Origin of the sequence: Gordonia sp. IEGM753 (assembly GCF_050321825.1) — a bacterium.
Taxonomy (GTDB): Bacteria; Pseudomonadota; Gammaproteobacteria; order Pseudomonadales; family Pseudomonadaceae; genus Aquipseudomonas.
The window spans coordinates 92099-116704 of sequence record NZ_JBNQGB010000007.1; the positions used below are offsets into that span (position 1 = coordinate 92099).

19 protein-coding genes are annotated in these 24606 nt (G+C 59.1%); 11 read left to right on the top strand and 8 right to left on the bottom strand.

All coding sequences use genetic code 11. The features are described 5' to 3' along the window. Positions 1-8: 8 nt before the first annotated feature. From ACQR3R_RS26085 to ACQR3R_RS26135, 11 genes are all read left to right on the top strand, one after another. Entirely contained in the window at positions 9-1721 is a 1713-nt protein-coding gene (locus ACQR3R_RS26085) for a DUF2138 family protein (protein ID WP_428276799.1), read from the top strand. Next, entirely contained in the window at positions 1718-2356 is a 639-nt protein-coding gene (locus tag ACQR3R_RS26090; RefSeq protein ID WP_428276801.1) for a DUF1175 family protein, read from the top strand. Before ACQR3R_RS26085 ends, ACQR3R_RS26090 begins: the two co-directional genes overlap by 4 nt. 11 nt (positions 2357-2367) lie before the next feature. Then, positions 2368-6918 carry an MG2 domain-containing protein gene (locus ACQR3R_RS26095; protein ID WP_428276803.1) on the top strand — a complete coding sequence of 1517 codons (4551 nt, stop codon included), beginning with the start codon at positions 2368-2370 and terminating at the stop codon, positions 6916-6918. Position 6919: 1 nt separating this feature from the next. Further along, positions 6920-8539 (top strand): DUF2300 domain-containing protein, encoded by a 1620-nt coding sequence (locus tag ACQR3R_RS26100; RefSeq protein WP_428276805.1) that lies wholly within the window; start codon positions 6920-6922, stop codon positions 8537-8539. Between the two features lie 3 nt (positions 8540-8542). Continuing rightward, on the top strand, positions 8543-9361 hold the full coding sequence (locus ACQR3R_RS26105) for a DUF2135 domain-containing protein (RefSeq protein WP_428276807.1): 819 nt from the start codon (positions 8543-8545) through the stop codon (positions 9359-9361). Positions 9362-9684: 323 nt separating this feature from the next. After that, positions 9685-10929, top strand: coding sequence for a kynureninase (gene kynU, locus ACQR3R_RS26110; protein WP_428276809.1), 1245 nt, complete (start codon positions 9685-9687; stop codon positions 10927-10929). A 31-nt stretch (positions 10930-10960) separates the two neighbouring features. Next, positions 10961-12376, top strand: coding sequence for an amino acid permease (locus ACQR3R_RS26115; protein WP_428276811.1), 1416 nt, complete (start codon positions 10961-10963; stop codon positions 12374-12376). A 132-nt stretch (positions 12377-12508) separates the two neighbouring features. After that, positions 12509-13834 carry an OprD family outer membrane porin gene (locus ACQR3R_RS26120; protein WP_428276813.1) on the top strand — a complete coding sequence of 442 codons (1326 nt, stop codon included), beginning with the start codon at positions 12509-12511 and terminating at the stop codon, positions 13832-13834. 85 nt (positions 13835-13919) lie between these two features. Beyond that, positions 13920-15674 carry a hypothetical protein gene (locus tag ACQR3R_RS26125; RefSeq protein ID WP_428276815.1) on the top strand — a complete coding sequence of 585 codons (1755 nt, stop codon included), beginning with the start codon at positions 13920-13922 and terminating at the stop codon, positions 15672-15674. Positions 15675-15777: 103 nt separating this feature from the next. Next, entirely contained in the window at positions 15778-16803 is a 1026-nt protein-coding gene (locus ACQR3R_RS26130; RefSeq protein ID WP_428276817.1) for a porin, read from the top strand. Between the two features lie 455 nt (positions 16804-17258). Beyond that, positions 17259-17432 (top strand): hypothetical protein, encoded by a 174-nt coding sequence (locus tag ACQR3R_RS26135; protein WP_428276819.1) that lies wholly within the window; start codon positions 17259-17261, stop codon positions 17430-17432. A gap of 4 nt (positions 17433-17436) precedes the next feature. On the opposite strand, the gene ACQR3R_RS26140 is transcribed toward ACQR3R_RS26135, so the two are convergent. The 8 genes from ACQR3R_RS26140 to ACQR3R_RS26175 are packed head-to-tail and all read right to left on the bottom strand — an operon-like array spanning position 17437 to position 24508. Beyond that, positions 17437-18411: an amidohydrolase family protein gene (locus tag ACQR3R_RS26140; RefSeq protein ID WP_428276821.1), complete on the bottom strand. Its 975-nt coding sequence runs from the start codon at positions 18409-18411 to the stop codon at positions 17437-17439. An 8-nt stretch (positions 18412-18419) separates the two neighbouring features. After that, positions 18420-18992 carry a 3-hydroxyanthranilate 3,4-dioxygenase gene (locus ACQR3R_RS26145; RefSeq protein ID WP_048379838.1) on the bottom strand — a complete coding sequence of 191 codons (573 nt, stop codon included), beginning with the start codon at positions 18990-18992 and terminating at the stop codon, positions 18420-18422. Positions 18993-19002: 10 nt separating this feature from the next. Beyond that, positions 19003-19428: a Rid family hydrolase gene (locus ACQR3R_RS26150; protein ID WP_428276824.1), complete on the bottom strand. Its 426-nt coding sequence runs from the start codon at positions 19426-19428 to the stop codon at positions 19003-19005. Then, entirely contained in the window at positions 19425-20213 is a 789-nt protein-coding gene (locus ACQR3R_RS26155) for a fumarylacetoacetate hydrolase family protein (protein WP_428276825.1), read from the bottom strand. The genes ACQR3R_RS26150 and ACQR3R_RS26155 overlap by 4 nt, the downstream gene beginning before the upstream one ends. Continuing rightward, positions 20210-21247: a 4-hydroxy-2-oxovalerate aldolase gene (gene dmpG, locus ACQR3R_RS26160; protein ID WP_428276827.1), complete on the bottom strand. Its 1038-nt coding sequence runs from the start codon at positions 21245-21247 to the stop codon at positions 20210-20212. Before dmpG ends, ACQR3R_RS26155 begins: the two co-directional genes overlap by 4 nt. An 11-nt stretch (positions 21248-21258) precedes the next feature. Continuing rightward, a complete protein-coding gene (locus ACQR3R_RS26165; protein ID WP_428276829.1) occupies positions 21259-22197 on the bottom strand; it encodes an acetaldehyde dehydrogenase (acetylating) in 939 nt (312 codons plus the stop codon). 14 nt (positions 22198-22211) lie between these two features. Next, entirely contained in the window at positions 22212-23024 is an 813-nt protein-coding gene (locus tag ACQR3R_RS26170) for a fumarylacetoacetate hydrolase family protein (protein WP_428276831.1), read from the bottom strand. Between the two features lie 17 nt (positions 23025-23041). After that, positions 23042-24508 carry a 2-hydroxymuconic semialdehyde dehydrogenase gene (locus ACQR3R_RS26175; RefSeq protein WP_428276833.1) on the bottom strand — a complete coding sequence of 489 codons (1467 nt, stop codon included), beginning with the start codon at positions 24506-24508 and terminating at the stop codon, positions 23042-23044. Between the last annotated feature and the right edge of the window lie 98 nt (positions 24509-24606).

A 24606-nucleotide genomic window follows, 5' to 3' on the forward strand; every position in this document is an offset into this window, starting at 1 on the left:
TTGTGAACATGAGCGATAAAACAGTTTCCCCGGCCGCCGACACACCTGCTGCCAAAACACCACGACGTTGGCCGGCGGTGCTGATCGGGTTGTGCCTGGTGGCGGGTGTGGCGGGCGGCTTGGGTTGGTTCATGCACAAACCCAAGGCGCCCGCAGTGCAATTGGCCAGTGACAAACTGGGCATGAGCCGGCCGGATGGTTTGCTGGAAACCCATTCCTTGAGCCAATTGCCCAAAGATTTGTTGGCAGTGCCGTTCCTCAAGGAAACCCTGACCGAAGATTTCGTCTTCTATTACCAGGCGCAAGCTGATCGCCTCGGTTTGATCGGCAGTTTGCGGCGGATTATCTACGAGCATGACCTCAAGTTGCAGGACAGCCTGATCGAGCAATTGTTTGATCAGCCGGCAGACGTGGCGCTATGGCGCGGAGCCGATGGCCGTCTCAAGGATTTTCTGTTGGTGATGGACCGCGGTGGCCTGGCCAAGGTGTTGGAGCCGTTGGCCAAAGTAGCGCTGGATGACACGCAACTGAGCAAGGTCGGCGAGGTTAAAGTCGGCGCCGACGACGTAGCGCTGTATCAGTTGACCTACAACGCCAGCAAGGCGCTGCTGTTTGCCTCCCATGGCGACAAATTGGTGGTGCTGTCTAACCCGGCCAAGCTCTACGATCCGCAAAACGGTGCATTGGAAGCGCCGGGCAGCGTCTCGACCCTGGCCATCGCCGCGTTGCTCAACGGCGACAAACTGTTCCCTGAAGCGTTCGGCCTGCCACCGCGCGCGCCCGAAGTGAAGCAGCGTCTATCGGTCAATTCCAGCGTGTTGGCCATGGGGTATCAGCGTTTTATCCCGAACTTCGCCGGGCTGCGCTTCGACATGGATGACAAGGGCTGGCACAGCTTCCTCGCCATGGATGAGCTGGAGAATCAGCCAGATTTTGATTTCAAGCCGATCTGGCAAGCCATGCCGATGGGCGCCAGTGCCTGCGTGGCCTTGCCGCTGGCAGCCGCGCAACAAAAACCGTTGCTGGTAAAACTGGGTGCCGAAGAAAAAGTGGCCCAAGCCCTGACCGAACACATGGCTGGCGCGGCGGGCCTGTGCTGGTACGCGGATTCGCGGCTGTACACGCCGCTGCTGGTGGCCAGCCTGAATGAAAAGGACAGCGCCAAACTTGACGGCGACCTGGGCAGTTTGTTTGGCTCGATGGTCGGTGCCTTTGAGGCCAACGTTGAAGAGGGTGCGTTCCCGGTAGTCGAAAAACAGGAAGGCGAAAATCATCAATGGCAGCGTCAGGTCAGCTCCAACTTTGGCCCTTACAAAGCCAAGGATGCCGAGGACCCTGACGCGATCACCGGCAAGGCGTTCATGAAAGTGAGCCTGGCCCGCCACGGTTCGACGTTGCTGTTTTCGCTTGACGATAAACTGGTGGACAAGGCGTTGGGGACTCTCGACAAACGCTTCCCGCCGATGGCTGACGTTGTCCCTAAAGACCTGCTGATGCCGGTCTACTTTGGCCCGGACTCCATGGCGCAACTGATGCAGCAGGAAACCCTCGACAGCCTGCCGCAAGACATGGAACCGGTGTTTTACAACGCCGCGCAAACTTACCTGATCCCCAAATTGCGCACGCTCGGCGGTTATGGCAAATACGCGCTGACGTTGCCGGAAGGCAGTGAGCCCGACGGCCACTGGCAATGGCTGCCGCTGGAATGGAAAGCCCTGTGACCGCACTTATTCGAGGTCTGGGCTTGCTGGCGATGTTGCTCGGCAGTCGTGTATTCGCCACTGACGTTGCGCCACTCGATGTGCAGCAATCGCAGGTATTTCGTGCCTGGTTCGTGCGCATTGCTCAAGAGCAACTGACCCAAGGCCCGAGCCCGCGCTGGTATCAGCAGGACTGCGCGGGGCTGGTACGGTTTGCCGCTAACGAAGCACTGAAAGTACATGACGACAAATGGCTGCGCAGCAATGGCCTGTCCAACCGCTACCTGCCGCCGGAGTTGCAATTAAGCGAGGCGCAACGCGGTTTCGCCCAGCAGTGGCAGCAGGGCGGCGGCAAGGTTGGACCGTACGTCAACGCGATCAAACTGATTCAGTTCAACAGTCATCTGGTAGGCCGCGATCTGGCTCAGGCCCGGCCCGGCGACCTGATGTTTTTCGATCAGGGCGACGATCAACACCTGATGATCTGGATGGGCCGTTACATCGCCTATCACACCGGTACTACAACCCCGACTGACAACGGCATGCGTTCCGCAAGCCTGCAGCAACTCATGACATGGAAGGACACCCGATGGATACCCGACGCAGCCAACCCCAACTTCATCGGCGTCTATCGATTGAACTTTCTCTCCCAATGATCGGTGCCCGCATGCTGCGTTTTCTGCCTCTGCTGTTGGTTTTTCTATTGCCCGTGTCGCAGGTAAATGCCGAAGACAGCGTCGAGCCCAGCGGCTACACGCCGGTGGCCGGTGAAAGTTTTTTCCTGCTGGCCGACAGCAGTTTTGCCAGCGACGAACAGGCGATGGTACGCCTCGAAGCGCCGGGTCGTGACTATCGAAGGTTTCGCATGGAGCCTTACGGCGGCGCCGATATTCGGGTGTACCGCATCGACAAACCATTGGATTTTCTCAAGCGCCAGAAGAACCTGCATCGCGTGGTCAGCGACGGCCAGTTCAAGGGTGAAGGCCTGTCGAACACCCTCGCGTACCTGTGGGACAACTGGTACCGGAAATCCCGCCGCGTGATGCAGCGGGCGTTTTCCTACGAGTCGCGTAAACAAGTCACCGAAGAAGTGCCTGAGCTGAAGATGGGCACCGCGATTGCCGCGCCAACACCGTATGACGCGCAGCCGCAATTCGCGTTGATTCCAGGCCTGCCGGTTGTCAGTCAATTCCGCTATCCGCTGTGGGAAGCCAAACCGATCCAGCCGCCCGCAGGCGTGAATCTGGCCGGTTCTTCCAGCGAGTTTGTCAGCGTCGCGCCGGGCAACGTTTACATTCCATTGGGTAACCTCAAACCGGGCCTGTATCTGGTGGAAGCGCTGATCGGCAAATACCGGGCTACCACCATGGTCTTCGTCTCGAACACCGTGGCGGTGAGCAAGATTGCCGGCGATGAACTGGTGGTCTGGGCCGCGCGCAAACACGAAGGCAGTTCGGTGCCGAAGGTTAATGTGCTGTGGACCGACGGTCTTGGCGTGATGAACAGCGGCGCCACTGACGCCGACGGTTTGCTGCGTTTGAAACACGTCAGCCCCGAGCGGTCGTTCGTGATTGGCGAGGACGAAGAGGGCGGGGTATTTGTCTCCGAAAACTTCTATTACGACAGCGAAATCTACGACACCAAACTGTATGCATTCACCGACCGGCCGCTGTATCGGCCGGGCGATTGGGTGTCGCTGAAAATCGTCGGTCGCGAGTTCAAGAACGCCCGTGATTCAGTGTTGCCAACCGCCGCCGACGTCAACGTGACGGTGCTGGATGCCACCGGCACCGCGCTGCAATCGCTGGCGCTGAAGCTCGATTCCAAGGCTGGCACTTCGGGGCGTTTCCAGTTGCCGGACAATGCGGTGGCGGGCGGTTACGAGCTGCGTTTCAGCTACAAAGACCAGGCCTACAGCAGTGCCTTTCGCGTTGCTGAATACATCAAGCCACATTTTGAAATTTCACTGAACCTGGCCAAACAGGATTACCGCACCGGCGAACCGGTGAAGGGCAACCTGGTGCTGCTGTACCCGGACGGCAAACCGGTGGCCGACGCTAAACTGACTCTCAGCCTTCGGGCTCAACAATTGTCGATGGTCGACAATGAGCTGCAATACCTCGGGCAATTCCCGGTCGAGCTGACCAGTACCGAACTGACCACCGATGCCAAGGGCAACGCGACCCTCGACTTGCCGGCCGCCGACAAACCGAGCCGCTACATGCTCACTGTATTCGCCAGCGACGGCGCGGCTTATCGAGTCAAGACCACCAAGGAAATCCTGATCGATCGTGGCGCCGCGAACTTCAGCCTGCGTGCCCCGCAACGCTTCAGTGCCGTGGCAGACAAAGTCGTGTTCAGCTTCGCCAATGAAGGTGGCAGCGAACACAGTAAAGCCGTCACGCCCAGCAGCTACAGTTGGGTGCGGCTGGAAGACCAGTCCACCGGTGACGGCAAACTAGCACCCGGCGATAAAGGCTTCACGCTGGCCTTTGAGCGTCCGGGTACTTACAACCTGACACTGAAAGACGAGCATGGCCGAGTGGTCGGTGCCACCGGGCATTCGGTCACGGGGGAGGGCGTCAAAGCCGTGCCGGGCACTGTCGAAATCGTCCTCGATAAGCCGGAGTACAAGGCCGGCGATGAAGCCATGGCGCTGATCACATTCCCGGAGCCGGTCAGCGATGCATTGCTGTCTCTGGAGCGCGATAAAGTCGAAGCTACCGCGCTGCTTTCAAAGGGCGGTGATTGGCTGAAGATGGAAAAACTCAGCGACACCCAATACCGCGCACGCATCCCCGTGAAGGATAATTTTGCCCCGAACCTGACCTTCTCGGTGCTCTACACCAAGGGCGGTCAGTACAGCTTCCAGAACGCCGGTATCAAGGTGATTGCACCGCAAATAGACGTCGCGATTGCCACTGATAAAGAGGCCTATGAGCCGGGCGATACAGTGTCGGTGGACCTGACCACTCAGTTCGCCGGCAAGCCGATTCCGGCGCACCTGACGGTCAGCGTGGTCGACGAAATGATTTACGCGTTACAACCGGAAGTCGCGCCCACCATCGACCAGTTCTTCTACCCCCCGCGCCGTAACAACGTGCGTACCAGCGCCAGTTTGTCGTTCATCAGTTATGACGTGGCATTGCCGGGTAGCCCGGGTGCGCCAGGCAAAGCCAACCGCAGCGAGCGGGGCGTGAAAGTGCTCGAGCGACCGCGTCGTGAAGACGTCGACACCGCAGCATGGCAGCCAGAACTGGTGACCGATGCCAACGGCAAAACCCGTTTCACCTTCAAGATGCCAGACTCGCTGACACGCTGGCGCATCACTGCCCGTGCGATTGCCGATGACGGTCAGGTCGGACAGAAGAAACAGTTCGTACGCTCGGAAAAACCGCTGTACCTGAAGTGGAGCGGGCCGACCAAATTCCGCTCAGGCGACAAACCTGCCCTCGGTGTGTTCGCCTTCAGCCAGGCCGAGAAACCGGTCAAGGCCGAGCTGGTGATTCATTACGGTGGCAGTGATCAGCGGCTGCCGGTGACGCTGAACAATGGCATCAACTACATCGCACTGCCGACGTTTGAACTGGCTAATGGCGACTGGACGGCGGAACTGGTTCAGGACGGCAAAGCCGCCGATGCGCTGGCCGTGCGCCTGACCGCGACCGGTGACGGCTGGCAGGTGACGCAGGGCCAAAACCTGGATGTCGCCAGCGGCGATACACCGCTGGCCTTACCGGCCGACGCGAGTGATATCCGCCTGCGTCTGGATGACAGCCCACAAGCGTTGTTCCGTTCGGCACTGGATGATTTGTTGAGCTATCCGTACGGCGGCGTCGAGCAGACTGCCAGTCGGCTATTGCCACTAAGCATTGCGTATCCGGCACTGTCGTCGAATCCACAGGTTCGCGATCGTTTGCGCCTGATCATGCAAAACAGCCGTCTGCGCCTGGTGCAAATGGCCGGGCCTTCGGCGAGTTTCACCTGGTGGGGCCAGGACGGTGAGCCGGATGCGTTCCTCACCGCGTACGCCTACTACGCGGATTGGTACGCCAGCAAAGCGCTGGAACTGAGCTTGCCGCCGGAGCATTGGCAGCGGGTGCTGGAGGTTTATTCGAAGCAGGCGAAAAACACACCGCTGTTGCAGCGAGCGCTGATTTTGTCGTTCGCCAAGCAGATGCAGTTGCCGGTCAACACATTGCTCAGCGGGTTGATGGATGACCTGGCGAAAGCAGGCGATGGTAATGCTGCCAACCTGATGGACGATGGCGAAGACAGCATCGTCATGAGCGATCCGGATTCGGCGCTGGGCCTGGCCGCCGCACGGGTGTTGACGGCGTCCCTGGCCAAGCAGTCGAAGGTCAATCTGCCGGACGCGTTCAATCGGCATGTGGCGGATGCCCAGCAACGTCTGGCGGTCAGTTCGCAGCCGTTTGCCGAAGCGCTGAACCTGTCGCTGCAAGCGTTTGATCAAGCGCATGCGACGGCGTTGCTGCAACGCTTGTTGCCACAGCAATCGACGCTCGAACGTGCGTTGGCGCTGAGCTGGTTGCAACGCAGCATCGAGCAGGCCTCGCCCACCATTGCACTGGCGCCGGGTGACGGCTGGAAGAAAAAATACGGTGATACCGGTGAGGTGTATTGGACGTGGCAAGGCGCAACGGCCGTGCCCGCGGTATTGTCGCTGAGCGGAACGCAGGAACGCCCATTACGTGCCGCGCTGAGTTACCAGACTCAGCAGCCGCCGGTTGAGCCGATGGCCGTGACCATCACGCGTCGGTTGTCGCGTTTGGTGCCGGGTGACGAAGCGTTCGAATTCAAGCTCGAACCCGTGGGCACCAAGCCGTTGTCCAGCGACAGCCTGTATCTGGATGAAGTGATCGTTACCAGCAAAGCCGCGAAACCGGTGCGTTACGCGATGATTGAAGTGCCATTGCCACCGGGAGCCGATGTCGAGCGCACCACGTGGGGCATCAAGTTGTCGGGCAAGGCAGGCACGGAGCCGACGGCATTGGAAAAGGCACGTTTTGAACCAGGGCAAATGGCTTATGCGATTCCGGTGGATGCTTTGAGCGGCGAATTGCGTGTGCGTCATCTGGTGCGCTTCTCGCAAAAGGGCCAATTCAACTTGCCGCCGGTGCGTTTCACGCAGGTCTATGCGCCACAGCATCAGGCACAGGAACAAACACCAGCGCTCGGCCAGGTCACGGTCAACTGACATGAAATGGCCTTGGGTCTGGTGGCTACTGTGTTTGCTTCCTGCGCTGGCGACAGCGCAGGACGAGCCGCTGCGGCTGGGCCTCAAGGGCGAATTGTTGTCGCTGAATCGCACGCAATTGATTTCCCGGGAGCCGTTGCCGGACGCTTTGCAAACCCCGCTGGGCAGTCTGTGGAAATTATTTGTTTATGGCTGGCTGGTGGACACCGATGCACGCGAGCCCGCTTATGAGTGTCGCGGGCAGTCCAAGGAAGAAGTTTATTGCTGCACGGCCGGGGCGCAGATCGGTCGTGATCAGGCATTGGTGAAGTCTTGCGGATTGTATTTCGAGCCTTCAAGGCTGGGCATCGACGAGGCCGATTGGCGCCAGTATTGGCAAGCACGACAAGCGCCGCAGTGGTTGCTGAACTTGCCATCGTTGCAGCCTTCCACGCGGGTTCCCGTGGCTGAATTGTTGAAAGTGCTGGCCACAATGCCCGCGCAGGATCAGGCGCGGCGCGTGTTATTGGACGTGGTGTTGAACGCCGCTGATGGCAATGTCGCAGGTGAACTCGGAGGCCGGCTGCGGGTTAAAACCTGGAGCTGGTTGGGCGATCACGACGCGTCATCGCGCCAAGGTGGATTTGCTGGTTGGTTGGCGGATGGCACCCCGATCTGGGCTGGCGGGCGCGGAACCAGCCAAATGGTGTTGCGTCATTACGGCCAGGTGTTGGCGTCGGTGTTACCGGTTGAGTGGCCAGCCGATGCCGGACGCTGTGTCGAAGTGAATTTGTTCTCACGCTACCCGATCACGCGTGTGCTGGCAGGTAATCAGGTTGTTTCTGCCGGGCCATTGCAGGGAGATTTGCGCGTCGAATTTACCAATGGCAACCAACTCGATATTCACAGCGATGGCGAGTTGTTTTTGCTCAATGACAAACTCGTGGCCCGCCTCGACCGCGAAGAATACGTCGCTCGTGTTCTGCAGCGAGAAGCCAGCCCCGAACCTGTAGAAGCGGCCAAAGCCTTGGCCATTGCGATCAGAACCTACCTGCTGCAAAACGCCGCCCGCAACGGCGATTGCCTGAGCATCGACGACAGCAGCAATCGGCAACGTGTTGCCCCACGCCCGGCCACCGCCGAGTCTCGTAACATCGCAGCCTGGACCAGCGACCTGGTGCTCGCCGGCAGCAGCGTCACTTACCACTCCGATCAACCGGGCCCGGACAAACTCTCTTGGCAACACGCCGTCGAACAAGCCAACGCCGGCCAACGCTACGACGCCATCCTGTTGCACGCATACCCTCGCGCCAGTCTCAGCCGCTGGGACAACCCGGTTGCTTCCTGTGAAGCGTTGCCCGCCGCACAAGACTGGCTGCAAAAACAGCGACGCGGCTGGCGTCAACGCCTCGAAAGCGAGGTCGGCTACAACGAAGTCAACACCTTCGCCGTTTGCCGGCTCACCTTCGGCCGGCCCTATGTCGACCGTGAGCGCCAGCGCATTTATGTGCGCGGCGTGCAGTCACTGCAAGACCGTCTCGACCTGACCCACGAATACCTGCACCTGGCCTTTGAAGCACACCCCAACGGCCAGGATGAAACCTACATCGAAGGGCTTGCCCGTCAACTTTTGCTGGAATAGGCCATGAAACTCCGTTATCCACAGGTCTTGCTGTTCCTCAGCTGCATGTGTGCACTGCCCACGGTGTTCGCCGCCGACAGCAGTACCGTCAAACTCGACACGCCTGTTGGTGGCTGGCGCACGGGCGCGATTGAGGGTGAAGGCGAGAACTTTCGCCAGACCGTCGACTACCCGGCCTCATCGGTTAACACGCCGGCGGGCCAAGCCAACACCGCGCGCATTACCGGCCAGATCAAAGCCACCCCCAAATCCACCGAGCCTGGCCGATTGATCGTCAACGGCGTCAGCATGCCGCTGAAAATCGACCCCGCGGGCCGCTTTGATCGCCCGTTCTCATTCCCCAACGGCAGCAACAGTGTCGAAGTCCGCAGCCCCGATGGCCAGCAGCGCCATCGCACGCAATTCCTTAACGCCAGTGGCGGCGCAACGCCGGCCAAACTGCGGGTTTTGCTGTCGTGGGACAGCGACAACACCGACCTCGACTTGCACCTGATTACACCCGACGGCGCACACATCTGGTACGGCAACCGAGTCGCCCCCAATGGCGCTGCGCTGGATGTCGATGTGACCACTGGCTACGGCCCGGAAATCTTCGCCATGCCGGCACCGCTCAAAGGGCAGTACCTGGTGTATGTGAATTACTTCGGCGGTGGCTATCGCAGTGATGAAGAGGGTCAGGAGGATGCCGTTCAAGCACTGACCACCGCGCAGGTGACGGTGATCACGGAGGAAGGAACGCCCAACGAAAAAATGGAAACGTTCCTGGTGCCGATGCGGGCGGTGGGCGAGTTGACGTTGGTCAAGGCGTTTAGTTACCCGTGACGCAGCCATTGTTCCTGCAACACCTTTGCCAGAGCCTGTGAACCCAACAGGCATGGTGTAACCCCTTTTTGCATTCCCCTGTTGATGCCGAGCACTCGGCTTCAGTGCCGCGGTGTGCCTGATGATCGCCAGCTATAACAGTCCAGAATACTTGGCGCAGGCTTTTCTATTTTCGGGTAATGGCATGGGAGGGTAGCATCAAGCCACTTCGCAGCGGCCTATGCGCCAGTTTGCAGTGCAAGGAGGATCGGTCGCAGTCGCGGGCTCGATCTGCAGGCGGCCTGCCAGCCCCACTAGAAGAAGAAAAATCAGAAGGAGCGTTTATGTCCACGTCCACCCCCGCCATCCGAGCGGATTTTGAATACCTTGATCAGATTGATGAGCTGCGCCATTCTCGGGATCGTTTCGACTTGCCCGAAGGCGAGATTTATCTGGATGGCAACTCACTGGGCGCGATGCCGGCACATATTCCGGCGCGGATCGAGAAGGTTCTCAAGCAGGAATGGGCGCAAGGCCTGATCCGTTCCTGGAACGATGCCGACTGGTACCCGGCGCCGCAGCGCACCGGGGCAAAAATTGCAGCGTTGATTGGTGCTCAGGGGCACGAAGTAATCGTGGCCGATTCGACGTCGATCAACCTGTTCAAAGTGCTGGTCGCCGCCACCCGTTTGCGCTCCGGGCGCAGCGTGATTCTGGCCGAGCGTGGCAACTTTCCGACTGACGTATACATCGCCGATGGCGTCGCCGAATTGACTGGCAACCAATTGCGATGTGTCGAGCCGGACGACATTCTCGATGCGCTGGATGAAGACGTGGCGATTGTTTCGCTGACGCACGTCAACTTCAAATCCGGCAAGCGGTATGACATGGCACGCATCACCGAGCGGGCTCATGCAGTGGGCGCATTGGTGGTCTGGGACTTGTGCCATTCGGCCGGTGCCATGCCGATCGAACTGAACGAGGTCAACGCCGACTTCGCAGTAGGTTGCGGCTACAAGTACCTCAATGGCGGCCCGGGTGCACCGGCGTTCGTGTTCGTGGCCGAGCGTCATATCCCTCATATTCGCCAACCGCTCACTGGCTGGCATGGCCACGCCAAACCATTCGATTTCGATCATCACTTCCGACCTCACCCCACCATTGACCGCATGCTCACAGGCACGGCTCCGCAATTGGGTGTGCTGGCTCTGGAAGCGGCACTGGACGTATTCGACGGCGTTGACCTCAAGCAGCTTCGGCAAAAAAGCGTGGCCTTGGGCGACCTGTTCATTTCACTTTGCGATCAACAATTGGCAGGTTTAGGTATCGAATTGCGCTCCCCGCGTGATGGTGAGCAGCGCGGCAGTCAGGTGTCGCTGGCCCATGAGCAAGCCTATGCCGTGATGCAGGCGCTAATCGCTCGCGGCATCGTCGGTGACTTCCGGGCGCCGGACATTCTGCGATTCGGTTTTGCCCCGCTGTACATCCGCTATGTGGATATCTGGGACAGCGTGGTCGCACTGCGTGAAATCCTTGAACAAAAAGAATGGGATCGGCCGGAGTTCCTGGCCCGCAAGTCAGTGACCTGAGCCCCTCCCACCGATTCGGAGCAGATGTGCAATGACAAAAATAACCAGCACCTTCGAACACTTGATAGACCGTGAAAAAGGCTTGAAGCAAAGCCTCACCAGCGGCCAGTTATCGATGATCGCCATTGGTGGCGCCATCGGTACCGGGCTATTTCTGGGCAGCGGATTCGCCATTGGTTTTGCCGGCCCCAGTGTTCTGGTGAGCTACGGCATTGGTGCCTTGATTGCCCTGTTGTTGATGGGCTGTCTGGCAGAGATGACCGTGCGCCACCCGACCTCGGGATCGTTCGGTTCTTTCGCCGAGTTTTACGTGGCGCCGTGGTTTGGCTTCGCAATTCGCTATGCCTATTGGTCGTCGATTGTGTTCGCGGTCGGCACCGAGATAACGGCTGCGGCCATGTACATGAAGTACTGGTATCCGGACGTGCCGGGTGGTTACTGGATGGTTGCGTTTTCCGTGGCACTGATCGTCGCCAACGCGTTTAGCGTCAAGGTGTTTGGTGCCATCGAGTACGTGTTCTCGCTGATCAAGCTTTGCGCGATTGTGGTGTTCATTCTGTTGGGTGCCTACGTGGTGTATGGCGCGCCGGCGGACACCAGCATCGGTTTTGCCAACTACACCAATGATCGGGGATTTTTCCCGAACGGCTGGTGGGGTACTTGGGTGGCGGTGATTGTCGCTTTCTTCAGTTACCTGAGCATCGAGATGATCGCGGTGGCGGCCGGTGAGGCCAAGGACCCGCAACGTGCAGTGACCCGAGCGTTCCGTATCACCGTGGTGCGCCTGGTGGTGTTCTATATCCTGACCATCGCGCTGGTACTGGCGATTGTGCCTTGGGGCCAGAACAGCGGTGGCCAGAGCCCCTTCGTTACCGTGATGGCGGCGACCGGTGTGCCTTACGCGGGGGCGGTGTTTAACGCGGTGATATTGATCGCGGCGCTATCGGCGATGAACAGCCAGTTGTACATCACCACCCGACTGATGTTCAGCCTGTCGCGGGCAGGGCAGGCACCGAGCGTGTTTGGTCGTCTCAACAGCAAAGGTGTGCCGCTGCCGGCGCTGTTGCTGTCGTCGGTTGGGATTGGCCTGGCCACGCTGTTGTACCTGGCGTATCCGGAAAAAGCCTTCACCCTGATGATGTCCATCGCGATGTTCGGTGCGATGTTCACTTGGGCCGGGATCTTCCTGACGCACCTGTTCTTCCGCCGTCAGCAGGCGGGTCAACCGTTGGCTTTTAAACTGTGGGGTTATCCGTGGACCAGTTTGGGCGGGCTGCTGCTGATGCTGGCGGTGATGATCACTACGCTGTTCACCGAAGAGTTTGCCCCGACGTTGCTCTGCGGTGTTCCGTTTCTGGTGGTGATTTTGCTGATCTATTTCCTGCGCTTTCGGCAAAAAGCCCCCGTGCTGACGGATGCGCCCAAGCCTTTGCCACTGCAGCGCTGAGTGGCACCGCCTGATCAGGGAAGATCAGGCACTTTCTTTCTGCTGATGCATTGACCAGGCACCGATGTGCCTTGGTCGACTGCGCGTGTCGATAACACGTTTTTTCGGCTCGCCTTCTACATTGGGGTTGTCATGAATCACACCAGAACCACCGTTCTGTTGTTGGCCGGCGCGTGCACGCAGCCTTTGTTCGCTGCCCAGCCAGCGCAGGCCACGCTTGGCTTTATCGCGGACAGCAATGCCGAGGTATTGCTGCGTAATTCCTATTTCAATCGCAGTAAGGAGGACGGTCGTCGCGATGCCCGCGACTGGACCCAAGGCGTGCTCGGCCAATTCACCTCTGGTTTCACCGAAGGCACCTTCGGCATTGGTGTGGATGCGTTTGCGTACCTGGGCCTGAAGCTGGATGCGCCCGCTGATAAGTCCGGTACAGGTAACTTGCCAGTGCACGATGACGGTCAACCGGCGAACAACTATTCCAAGGCTGGCGCGGCGCTGAAGCTGCGTCTGTCCAACAGCATTCTGAAGTACGGCGAGCAACGGCCAGAGACACCGGTGTTCGGCGTCAGCCATTTTCGCATCGTGCCGCAGACCGCCACGGGCTTGTCGCTGATCAGTCGCGAAGTCGAAGGACTTGAAGTGCAGGCCGGACATTTCACTTCGGCCACCAGCCCCGTCACCACCAACGCTGATGGTGACCTATGGGCGGTGATGGCCGGGGTCTCCACGCCGACGGCGGATTATCTGGGAGGCAGCTATCAACTCGCACCGGGCCTGACTGTGAGCCTGTACGGCTCGCGTTTCGAGGACATCTGGAACCAGTACTACGCCAACCTCGAAAGCCGTACCGACGTTGATGCACTGAACCAATTCGGCCTGGGCCTGACGGTGTATCGCACCGTGGATGAAGGACGCGCCAAGGCTGGTGAGATCAACAACACCAGTCTCGGCCTGTCGACCTTCTGGCGCAGCGGCGCACACCGCTGGCTGCTGGGGTTACAGAAGATTGATGGCGACACCCCGTTCGATTACCTGGGTGTCGGCGACAAAGATCGTCACGGCCGTAACGGTAACGATCAGGGCGCCTCGATTCTGTTGCCGAACGCAGCGCAATTTTCTGATTTCAACGGCCCGCAAGAACGCTCCTGGCAAGTGCGATACGACTTGTCACTGGCGCCTTACGGCGTGCCCGGCCTGACATTCATGAGTCGCTATGTGCGCGGTTGGGGCATCGACGCAAGCCACATCGCCGCCACCGGTCCTTATTCGGGGCGCTATGGCGACGACGGCAAACATCACGAAACCAACCTGGAAATTCGCTACGTGGTCCAGTCCGGGCCCGCCAAAGGCTTGAGTGTGCGGGCGCGACAAGCCTGGCATCGGGCAAACGGCGATCAGGGCTCGGGCAACCTGGACGACTTCCGGCTGATCACCGATTACCCCATCGACATTTTGTAAGGCCAGCGCGTGGCCTCGCCTGAAATTTTTCAACGATTGGCAATGACCTGCATAGCCCAACCGGGCACAACTAATGGAGTGAATAATGAAAACAATGCGACTCCCCAACAAACCTCGTGTGCCATTCCTCAAAGGCGCGCTAACCACCTGTGTGATGTTGGGCTTGTGGACCAGCGTCCAGGCGGACAGCTCGGCACCGGTCAACATCACTGACCCGTTCGTCAAACAGCAAACCGCGTTGTCTGTGGATAAAATTCCGCCGATGCCGACCCCGGGCAGCTACGGCATGGACAAAGCTACCGGCAAGTTTACTCACCCGGTCGCAACGCCGTTCAGCCACGAAGGTGAGCCGTTTGCCGGCGAACTGGATTACTGGGACACCAAAAGCTACATCAAGAACATGACTGTCGAGGCGTATTACCCGATCACGGTTGAGCCGTTCCACACCTGGCAGAACATCGTCGACTTCGACGGCAAGCGTTATCTCTATCAGTACGTGCGGCGCAATCTGAAGGTGTTCGACATCACCCATCCCAAAGACGTGAAGCTGGTGTTCACCAAGGGCTCGACATGGGGCGCGGACGGTCCGGGCGCGGAAGAAAATCCATATGCTGCGGACGATATGTTCGGTGCGGCATCGGTGCAATGGAACAAGAAACTGGGCAAATACATCATGGTCCAGTCCTTCGAAGTTCGTCGCTTTGGCGTGTTGAGTGACAAGTACCGCGAGCCGGAAAAAGTCGAAGCCATCCGCAAGTCCAAGCACCTCAAAGGCTTCAAGGTCTACGAGATGAACGGACCGCTGCCGGCCGACTGGAAACTGATCGCGACCCGCACCACCGACATCGAGCATCCCGATGCGCCAATCGGTGAGCAAGAGGGCTCCGGCGTGCGCGACATTCCGGCCTACTTCGGTGGCGACGTGATGTACGTGGCCGCCGCACCCAGCGACAAATACGCACTGACTGAATACCCCAACGACCTGTACAACGCCGGCTACCAATCCTGGGATATGTCGGACCCGAGCAACCCGAAACTGTTACAGATGCTGACCGTGCCGGGGCAAATCGTCGGCGACCCGAAACACGAAGCGGTGTTCAAAGCTAACCCGCGTGCGGGTAACCGGGCTTCATGGATGGGGGCGCGTATGTCGCTGTTCATTCCTAAAACCGTCGAGCAGGGCGGTAAGTACGGTTACGCCGCGATGGGCGGGATGGGCCTTTACGTGGTCGATATCACCCAGGCCGACAATATGAAAGTGGTCGGCCATCTGGAGTTTCCGGTCAGCGTGGCCGGTACTGAGGGTGACAACATCGACGTCTCGCAAGTCGAGAAAACCGGGATCATCTACTTCAGTGGTTACCCACTGTCGGAAGACTGCTTTGAGGCGAAAAAAGACATTTTTGCGGTGAACGTGAGTAACCCGCAAAAACCGGCCATCGAGTATGTGCTGCCGCGCCCGACACCACCGAAGGACGCCGCGTTCACCGATTACTGCCAGCGCAAGGGTAGCTTTGGACCAAAACGTTCGGGTTACTACACCCAACCGGGAATCTCGCGTGAAGGCATCCTGCCGTATGCGTTCTACAACGCCGGGGTGCAAGTGTTCGACGTGCGCGAACCCGGTAAACCGACCATTGGTGCGTACTTCGTGCCGCCGTTCGACACCAAGAACGTGGCGAGTTACGCCATGGGCAATCTGACCCACGGCACTTACACCGAGTACGACCGCAACCTGATCTGGGTCTTCACCAATCATGGTTTCTATGCGCTGTCGACGCCGCTGCTGGGCAAACCGAATTTCGATGCCCCAAGCAAACCGTGGCCGGCCCGAGACTGATCAAGCAGTAACTGACGACCCACAATAAAAATAAATAAGAAAAGTCTGGCGGTGGTTTGGCAACGAGCCACCGATCAGCACTTTGCAGTGTCCGGAGTTTTTCATGCGCAAACTATTGTTCGCCCTTCCATTGATGAGCGGCGCTTGCTACGCGGAGTTCAAGGTGTCCGGTGTGGTTGACCTGACGTACGAAGTGGCGCACTCGGGAGGCGATACCGTGGATCGGCTGACGGGCGCGGGCCTCAGCGCCAACCGCATTCAGTTCAAGTGGACGCAGGAGGTGACCGACGACATCAAACTCAATGCTGTCTACGAAGCCATGTACAACCCTCACTCCGACGACTCGACCGGTAAACGCGAAGCCTATTACCAGGTGATATCCGAACGCTGGGGCACTCTCAGCGCCGGCCGCCAAGACACGCCTTCAGCTAACAGCTACGGCTACGCCGACCCGCTCTACGGCAATGACTACAGCCTGATCAACAACGTGCAGGTGTTTTACGCGCCGTGGCGAGAGAACGACTCATTGATGTACATCAGCCCGCGTTACGAGGGTTATCAGTTTCGCGGCATGGCCACCCTGGGAGAAAAGGATGGCAGCCGCGACGGCGTGGTCTACAGCACCAGCATCGATTACTGGGCCGACAGCCCGTGGTACTTCGCCGCCGCCGTTGACCGCAAATACCAGCGCAACCTGTGGGATAAACACACCATGGAGCAGGCAACAGATGCCTACTTCACCGTGGTTTACACCATGGGCACCACCGATCTGACCGCGGTTTATCACCGTTACACCGGTTACTACGCCTACGCGCCTTGGGTCGATTTCGACTCCAATGGCAGCGATTTGCAACTGGGCATTCGTCACAACTTCTGGGACACCCAGAACGTCGCATTCAGCGTGGTGTACAAGGATGACCGAAAAAACGAAGCCTTAAGTGATGCCAGCGGTATCAACCTGGCGTACATCTATAACTTCAACAAACAGACCGACCTCTACGCCGTGTATGGATATGTTCACCACAACCGTGATTCGGAGGTGCGTTACCCGGTTAGCTGGAACCTCGAAAGCCCATTACGCAACGAAAATCCTGAAGGCTTGCAGATGGGCGTGCGCTACAAGTTTTAACGGTTTGATGATTTCAGTGGGCCGCGAGGCTAATGCGGATCAGTCAGTAGATAGGGTAAGCGCTGAGTAACTGTGGCGAGGGAGCTTGCTCCCGCTGGACTGCACAGCAGTCCCATTTTTTGGGCCGCTCCGCAGCCCGGCGGGAGCAAGCTCCCTCGCCACAGGTGCAGTGTTTTGTATTGGCTGATTGGTGTGGCTGAAAGGTGTTAGTGGGTGTGCAAATGGCTGGCAAAAGGCAGCAATGAAATGACCTGTGGTGAGGGGATTTATCCCCGATGGGCAGCGAAGCTGCCCCAGAAATAGGCCTGCTGTGCAGTCCATCGGGGATAAATCCCCTCGCCACGGATCAGTGTTTTGTATTGGCTGATTGGTTTGGCTGAAAGGTGTTAGTGGGTGTGCAGATGGCTGGCAAAAGGCAGCAATGAAATGACTTGTGGTGAGGGGATTTATCCCCGATGGGCAGCGAAGCTGCCCCAGAAATAGGCCTGCTGCGCAGTCCATCGGGGATAAATCCCCTCGCCACAGGTGCAGTGTTTTGTATTGGTTGGTTTGGCGTGAAGAAACGCATTGGCGTGCGGCAAAAAAAAGCCCTGCGGCGATCACTCGCAGCAGGGCTTGATATCACTTGAATACTCAGAGTCCGAAGAACGCCTGGGCATTACTTCCAAGAATGCGCGCCTTGGCCTGTGCGTCCAGTTCCGGGTGTTCGATCACACCAGATCCGATACGTTGCTCGCCCAGCGGGAAGGGTGAGTCTGAACCAAGCATCACTCGGTCGCTGCCCATCACCTCTACCAGCAACTTCAACGAGCGCGGGTCGAACACGGCGGAGTCGACGAAGAAGCGTTTTACATAAGTTGATGGCAGGTCAGGGCAGTCTTCACGCACGATGTCGCGGTGCTGCCAAGCGTTGTCCACGCGTCCCAACAGGAATGCAAAACCTCCTCCGCCGTGGGCAAAGCACAGCCGCAACGATTGCGGAATGCGTTCGAAGGCGCCGGATAAAATCAGCGACAAAATGCCCAATTGGGTTTCCGCGGGCATCGCTACCAGCCATGGCAACATCCATTTGCGCATACGCTCGCCGCCCATCATGTCCCACGGGTGCACCAGCACCGGGATGCCGTCTTGCGCGCAGTGGGTAAAGAACGTCACCAGGCCTTCATGGTCAAGGTCCTGATTGCCGACGTGGTTGCCGATTTGCACACCGACATGTCCAGCAGCCTTGGCACGACTGGCTTCGCGACAAGCGGCGTCGATGTCCTGCAAGGGAACCTGAGCCAACACCTTGAGCCGGCTCGGTGCCACGGCAGTCATTTCCAGTGCGCGGTCGTTCATCAATTGTGCCCAAGGCAGGGCGCGTTCGATGGGTGCATCGTAGGCAAACATCACCGGCGTGGCACACATGATCTGTGCATCCAGACCTTGTTCATCGAGGTGCTCTATCCGACGGTTCATGTCCCACAGCACATCGTGCACCGGACGGAACGGTTTATCGCCGACCATGATGTGGCCGGTACGTCCACTGCTGTGTAACCACGGCCCGCGATCGCTGCTCAGGCGAGCGGCCTCGGCTTGGCTGATGGTGGGGAAAAAGTGTGAATGCATGTCAATTTTCATGGGCGTTTTACTGCCTCGAGCGTGCGGTGCCAGGTCTGCCAGTCGCGACCGGGATGGATTTCGCCGCAGCCGTTGCAGCGCCGCTCGGCGTCGCTGGTGGCATAGAACTGTTCATAGACGGGCGGCAGATCGTTGACGATGCTTTGCAGCTGTAACTCATAACGTTTGACCAGCGTGCCGCAGTGAGCGCAAGACCATTGCAGGGCGTCAAACTGACCTTCAGGCCGCGCTTTTTCGATCACTAGGCACAGACTGCCGGGCTCCGGGCGCTGCGGTGAATGAATCACATGCGGGGCCATCAGGTACATGTCGCCTTCGCGCAGATCAATACGCTCGTATTGGCCACGGTCCCAAATGTTCAGGTAGGCATTGCCCTTGAACTGATAGAAGAATTCTTCCACCGGGTCGTCATGAAAGTCGGTGCGCTGGTTAGGCCCACCCACCACCGTGACCATGGTGTCGCTGTCTTTCCACAACTGACGATTGCCTACCGGCGGCTTGAGCAGGTGTGCGTATTCTTCGATCCAGCGATTGAAGTTCAGGGGTGGACTGAAGTGATGCTTGTCCATCTTGTTGTCCTTAAGCGTTGAGAGGGGCGTAAGCCACGGCTTTGATTTCGATGCGTAAATGCGGGTGTGGCAATTGGTGCACGGCCACGGTGGTGCGGGTGGGTCCGGTTTCGTCGAAGTACTGCGCGTAGACCTGGTTGTAACCGTCGAAATCGTTCATGTCGACGAGAAAGCTGCTGATCTCCACCAGGTCGGCGAGCGCTGCACCTTCGCTGTTCAGAATGTCGCGGATGTTTTCGATCACCGCACGTGTCTGCGCTCGAATGTCGAGGCGCGTGGTGCCCATGGCGTCGACTTCTGCGCCTTCGAAACTGTTATCGGGACGGCGTGAGCTGGTGCCCGAAACGTAGAGAAAATCACCGGCTCGCTTGATGTGTGGAAAGCGTCCGCGAGGCGTGGCTTTGCCGGGTACGACAGTGGATCGGTTAGTACTCATGACGATTCTCCTGGCTTGGCCGCAACGCTGAAACCACACTCGCCGAAGCCGGCAATTTCGACGCTGACGTAGGCTCCGGGGCTCAAGGCTTCTGCAGCCGTAGCGGCGCCGGCCATGATCAAGCTTCCGGCGGGCAAGGCGATTTCCGCCCGGGTCAGCAACTGGGACGCTTGCACCAGACTGCGTAGCGGATGCCCGAGGATCGCGGCGGTTGAGCCGGCCTGAACCACTCGGCCGTTGATGCGCATCAGCACGCCGGCGTTGCTCAGGCTGGCGAAGTCCCTGGACCAAGCGCCCACCACCAGACCGGATGAGGAACAGTTGTCGGCGACCACGTCTTCGAGACTGAACTTGAATGCCTGATAACGTGAGTCGATGATCTCGATTGCAGGCGCCACCGCTTCCAGGTAGTCGACTGCTTCAAGCGCGGTCAGCGGTCGGTCGATGGTGCGTCGAGTGACGAAGCACACTTCCGGTTCAACCCGTGGATGGATGAAGCGTTGCAGGTCGACGACACCGCCATCTTCTTCGAGCATGGCGTCGGTCAGCCAACCCCAGATCAGGCTGTCGACGCCCATCTGAATCATTTTTGCGCGGCTGGTGAACCCCAGTTTGAGGCCGATCATGTGCTCGCCGGCATCGTAGCGGTGTTGCATGGATGCTCGCTGGATCCGGTAGGCGTCGTCCAGGCTGAAAGGGCTGTGGCTGCTGAACTGGGTCACGGGCTCGGCTTTTCGAGCGGCCTGATCCAGCGCATTGGCGATGTAGGCAATATCGGTGCTCATGGGCGTTGTTCCTTGCGCGAATTCAATAGGTCCAGTGCAACATCGACGATCATGTCTTCCTGTCCGCCGACCATGCGGCGCTTGCCTAGCTCGACGAGAATATCCACAGCTTTGATGCCGTATTTTTGCGCGGCAATTTCGGCATGACGCAGGAAGCTCGAGTACACGCCGGCGTAGCCGAGGGCCAGGGTCTCGCGGTCGACGCGCACCGGGCGGTCCTGCAGCGGGCGCACGATATCGTCGGCTGCGTCCATCAAGGTGTAGAGGTCGGTGCCGTGGTTCCAGCCCATACGCTGCGCAGCCGCGATGAACACTTCAAGCGGCGCATTGCCGGCACCGGCGCCCATACCGGCAAGGCTGGCATCAATGCGGTCACAGCCTTCTTCGACCGCAACGATAGAGTTGGCCACGCCGAGGCTCAGGTTGTGATGAGCATGGATGCCGGTCTGGGTCTCGGGTTTGAGTACGGCTTTGAGTGCCTGGAAGCGCTCGCGAATATCCTGCATGCCCATTGCACCACCGGAGTCGACGACGTAGATGCACGTGGCGCCATAACTCTCCATCAACAGCGCTTGGGCGGCCAACTGCTGCGGGCTGATCATGTGGCTCATCATCAGGAAACCGACGGTGTCCATGCCCAGTGTGCGGGCGTATTCGATGTGCTGGCGCGACACGTCGGCTTCGGTGCAATGGGTGGCCACACGCACAATGCGCGCGCCGGCCTGATAGGCGTTTTTGAGGTCGTGCAGGGTGCCGATTCCGGGCAGTAACAGCGTTGCGACTTTGGCGTGAGTCAACACTTCACTCACCGCTTCGATCCATTGCAGATCGGTGTGGGCGCCGAAACCGTAGTTAAAACTGGAGCCTTGCAGGCCGTCACCATGGGCAACTTCGATTGAATCGACGCGCGCCTGATCCAGTGCACGGGCGATCGCCTGCACCTGGTTCAGTGAGTACTGGTGGCGGATCGCATGCATGCCGTCGCGCAGAGTGACGTCAGAGATGTAGAGCTTTTTGCCGGGGTTGAACGTCATCGCAAATCTCCTCAGGCGTTAAGCATCGACTGCGCCATACGCTCGGCGGTGGCCAAGGCAGCGGAGGTCATGATGTCGAGGTTGCCGGCATATGCAGGCAAATAATGTGCAGCGCCTTCAACTTCGAGGAACACCGAAGTCTTCAGTCCGCTGAAACGCCCGTGACCGGGAATCAGCAATGGAGCATCGGCGTCGATAACGTCGAATTGCACTTTTTGCTTAAGGCGATAACCCGGCACGTAAGCCTGCACCGCCTGCACCATTTCTTCGATTGAGGCCTCGACCCTGGCCTGATCGACAGCCTCGGACAGCACATAAACCGTGTCGCGCATGATGAGCGGCGGCTCGGCCGGGTTCATCACAATGATCGCCTTGCCCTTGGCTGCGCCGCCGATTACTTCAATGGCGCGGGACGTGGTTTCGGTAAATTCATCAATGTTGGCGCGGGTACCGGGGCCCGCTGATTTGCTGGCAATCGAGGCGATGATCTCGGCGTAATGCACCTGGGCAACGCGAGACACGGCGGCCACCATCGGTATGGTTGCCTGTCCGCCGCAGGTGACCATGTTGACGTTGAGTTGATGCAGATTTTGCTCCAGGTTCACCACTGGCACACAGTACGGACCAATGGCCGCCGGGGTCAGGTCGATCAGGCGAATGCCGGGTTTGGCTTCGCGCAACAGAGCCGCGTTGTGTACGTGTGCGCTGGCCGAGGTGGCGTCGAACACGAAATCGATGTCGCTGAATTGATCCATTTCGATCAACCCTCGGACTCCAGTGTGAGTGGTCGCCACACCCATGCGTTGGGCGCGCGCCAAGCCATCGGAGTGCTCGTCGATGCCGACCATCACCGACATCTGAAGATGCCGGGCGTTGCGTAACACCTTGATCATCAGGTCGGTGCCGATGTTGCCCGAGCCAATAATGGCGATGTTCAGTTTTTGGCTCATGTTCGATTCTCCGCTCACGGTTGCAGGTCGAAGGCGGCGGTGACGCTGCCCAAGCCCTGAATGTGGGCGGTAAACACGTTACCTGGTTGCGCCGCGACCATCGGCCCGAGGGCTCCGGTCAACAGAATGTCGCCGGCACGCAATGGCGTACCGAGGCGCGCCAGGGTATCGGCCAGCCACACTGCCGCGTTCAACGGGTTGCCCAAGCACGCGGCTCCTGCGCCCACGGACACGGGTTCACCACCAAGGGTCATGCTCATGCCACAGCGCACCAGGTCCAATTGCGACAATTGCACCGGGCGGCTACCCAATACGAACAAGCCCGACGACGCATTGTCGGCGATGGTGTCCACCAGTTTGATGTCCCACTGGGCGATACGGCTGCCGACCACTTCGATAGCCGGCAGCGCGAATGCCGTGGCGCGTATAAGGTCCGCGACCGTGTGGCGTTCGTGGCACAGGTCGCGCTCAAGCACCAAGGCAATCTCTGCCTCGACTTTAGGTTGTTGGGTGTCGCGCCAGGCAATCGGCTGGTCGTCGCCGCGGCTCATGTTGGCAAACAGTTGGCCGAAGTCCGGCTGATCGACGCCGAGCTGCTGTTGGACGGCTCGCGAGGTCAGGCCTATTTTGTGCCCGACAGGACGCTGGCCAGCTTCGATATGGGCTCGATTGTTGTACTGCTGTACCGCGTAGGCGAGGGCAACCGGGTCTGCAGAAGGATCGGCTGCGAGAGCGCTGGCGATCAGTTCACGGACGGGTAGGCACGGTTGCCCGCTGCGTTCGGCTTGACGCAACCGACTGGCGGCTTCAATGAGAGCTGCATGCATGGACGAGACTCCGAGGCTCAAGGGTTGACGCAGATGGTGGTGATTTGCGAGTAGAAATCCAGGGAATGACGGCCGCCTTCACGACCCAGTCCTGACAGGCGAGTGCCGCCAAATGGGGTGCGCAGGTCGCGCAGAAACCAGGTGTTGACCCAGACCATGCCGACCTCGAAACGCCGCGAAACCTTGTGTGCGCGTTTCAAGTCGCGCGTCCACAGGGCAGTGGCCAGGCCGTAAGCCGAGTCATTGACGCGCTGGACGACCTCGTCTTCGCTGTCGAATGGAGCGATGTGGCACACGGGGCCAAATACTTCTTCGCGCACGCAACGCGCATCGTCGCCAAGGCCGGTCCAGATGGTCGGTTGCACGTAGGCGCCGTTATCGCGTTCGTCACCAAAGTGCGGCACGCCACCGCCAGTGACTAAGGTCGCACCTTCACTGCGAGCCAGTTCGAAGTAACTCAAGACTTTGTCGCGGTGCTTGTGGGAAATCAGCGAGCCCATGTTCACTCCGTCTTCATCCGGGTAGCCGATTTTCAGCGCTTCGGCGCCGGCCTTCATCGCCAAGACAAAACGCTCAAAGATCGGTCGCTCGACATACACGCGCTCCGAGCACAGGCAGACTTGGCCCGAGTTGGTGAAACTGGAGCGCAGGACGCCGGCCACGGCGGCGTCGAAATCACAGTCGGCAAATACCACGGCCGCGTTCTTGCCGCCCAACTCGAACGACACATCACGTATGCCTTCAGCGGCCACTTTCATGATGGTTTCACCTGTGCGCGACTCGCCGGTGAAGGTGATGGCATCGACATCTTTATTTCGGGTCAGAAACTCACCGGCCGACCCAGGCCCGAAACCGTGCACCAGGTTGAACACGCCAGCGGGCAAGCCGACTTCGTGCATGACTTCGGCGAGCAGGGTGGCGGTGGACGGTGAGTCCTCTGACGGTTTGATCACCACCGAGTTGCCACAGGCGAGCGCCGGAGCGACTTTCCAGGTCATCAGCAGCATTGGCAGGTTCCACGGCGAGATGATCGCGACCACGCCGTGAGGCTTGCGCACCGAGTAACTGAAGACGTCGTTGCCATTGGCGGCGCGCATTTCGAAGCACTCGCTGCCGGCCTGATTGATCAGCTCAGCAAAGGTGCGGAAATTATGAATCCCACGAGCGATATCCAGAGTGCGCGCTTGCTGCACCGGGCGCCCGGTGTCAGCGACTTCGGCGGCAACAAAGTCTTCGAAGCGGCGTTCGATAGCGTCGGCGATACGCTGCAAAACCGTGGCCCGCTGGCTGGCGCTGTACTCGCCCCAAGGCCCGTGTTGCGCGGCTTTTGCCGCAGCCACTGCGCGATCGACCAACGCTTGGTCGGCTTCGCAGACCCAGCTGACCGTACGGCCGTCGATGGGCGAAATATTGGGGAAGGTCTGTTCGCCGGCGACGAATTCGCCCGAGATGTAATTACGCAGCAACTGCAAGGGTGCAGACACATCAACCTCCGGAAAACATGGGTAGTCGGAGGAAGTGTAGGGAGAGTGGATATTAGTGAATAATAAAAAGGTCGCGCCTTTGTATGCTGATCTGGAAT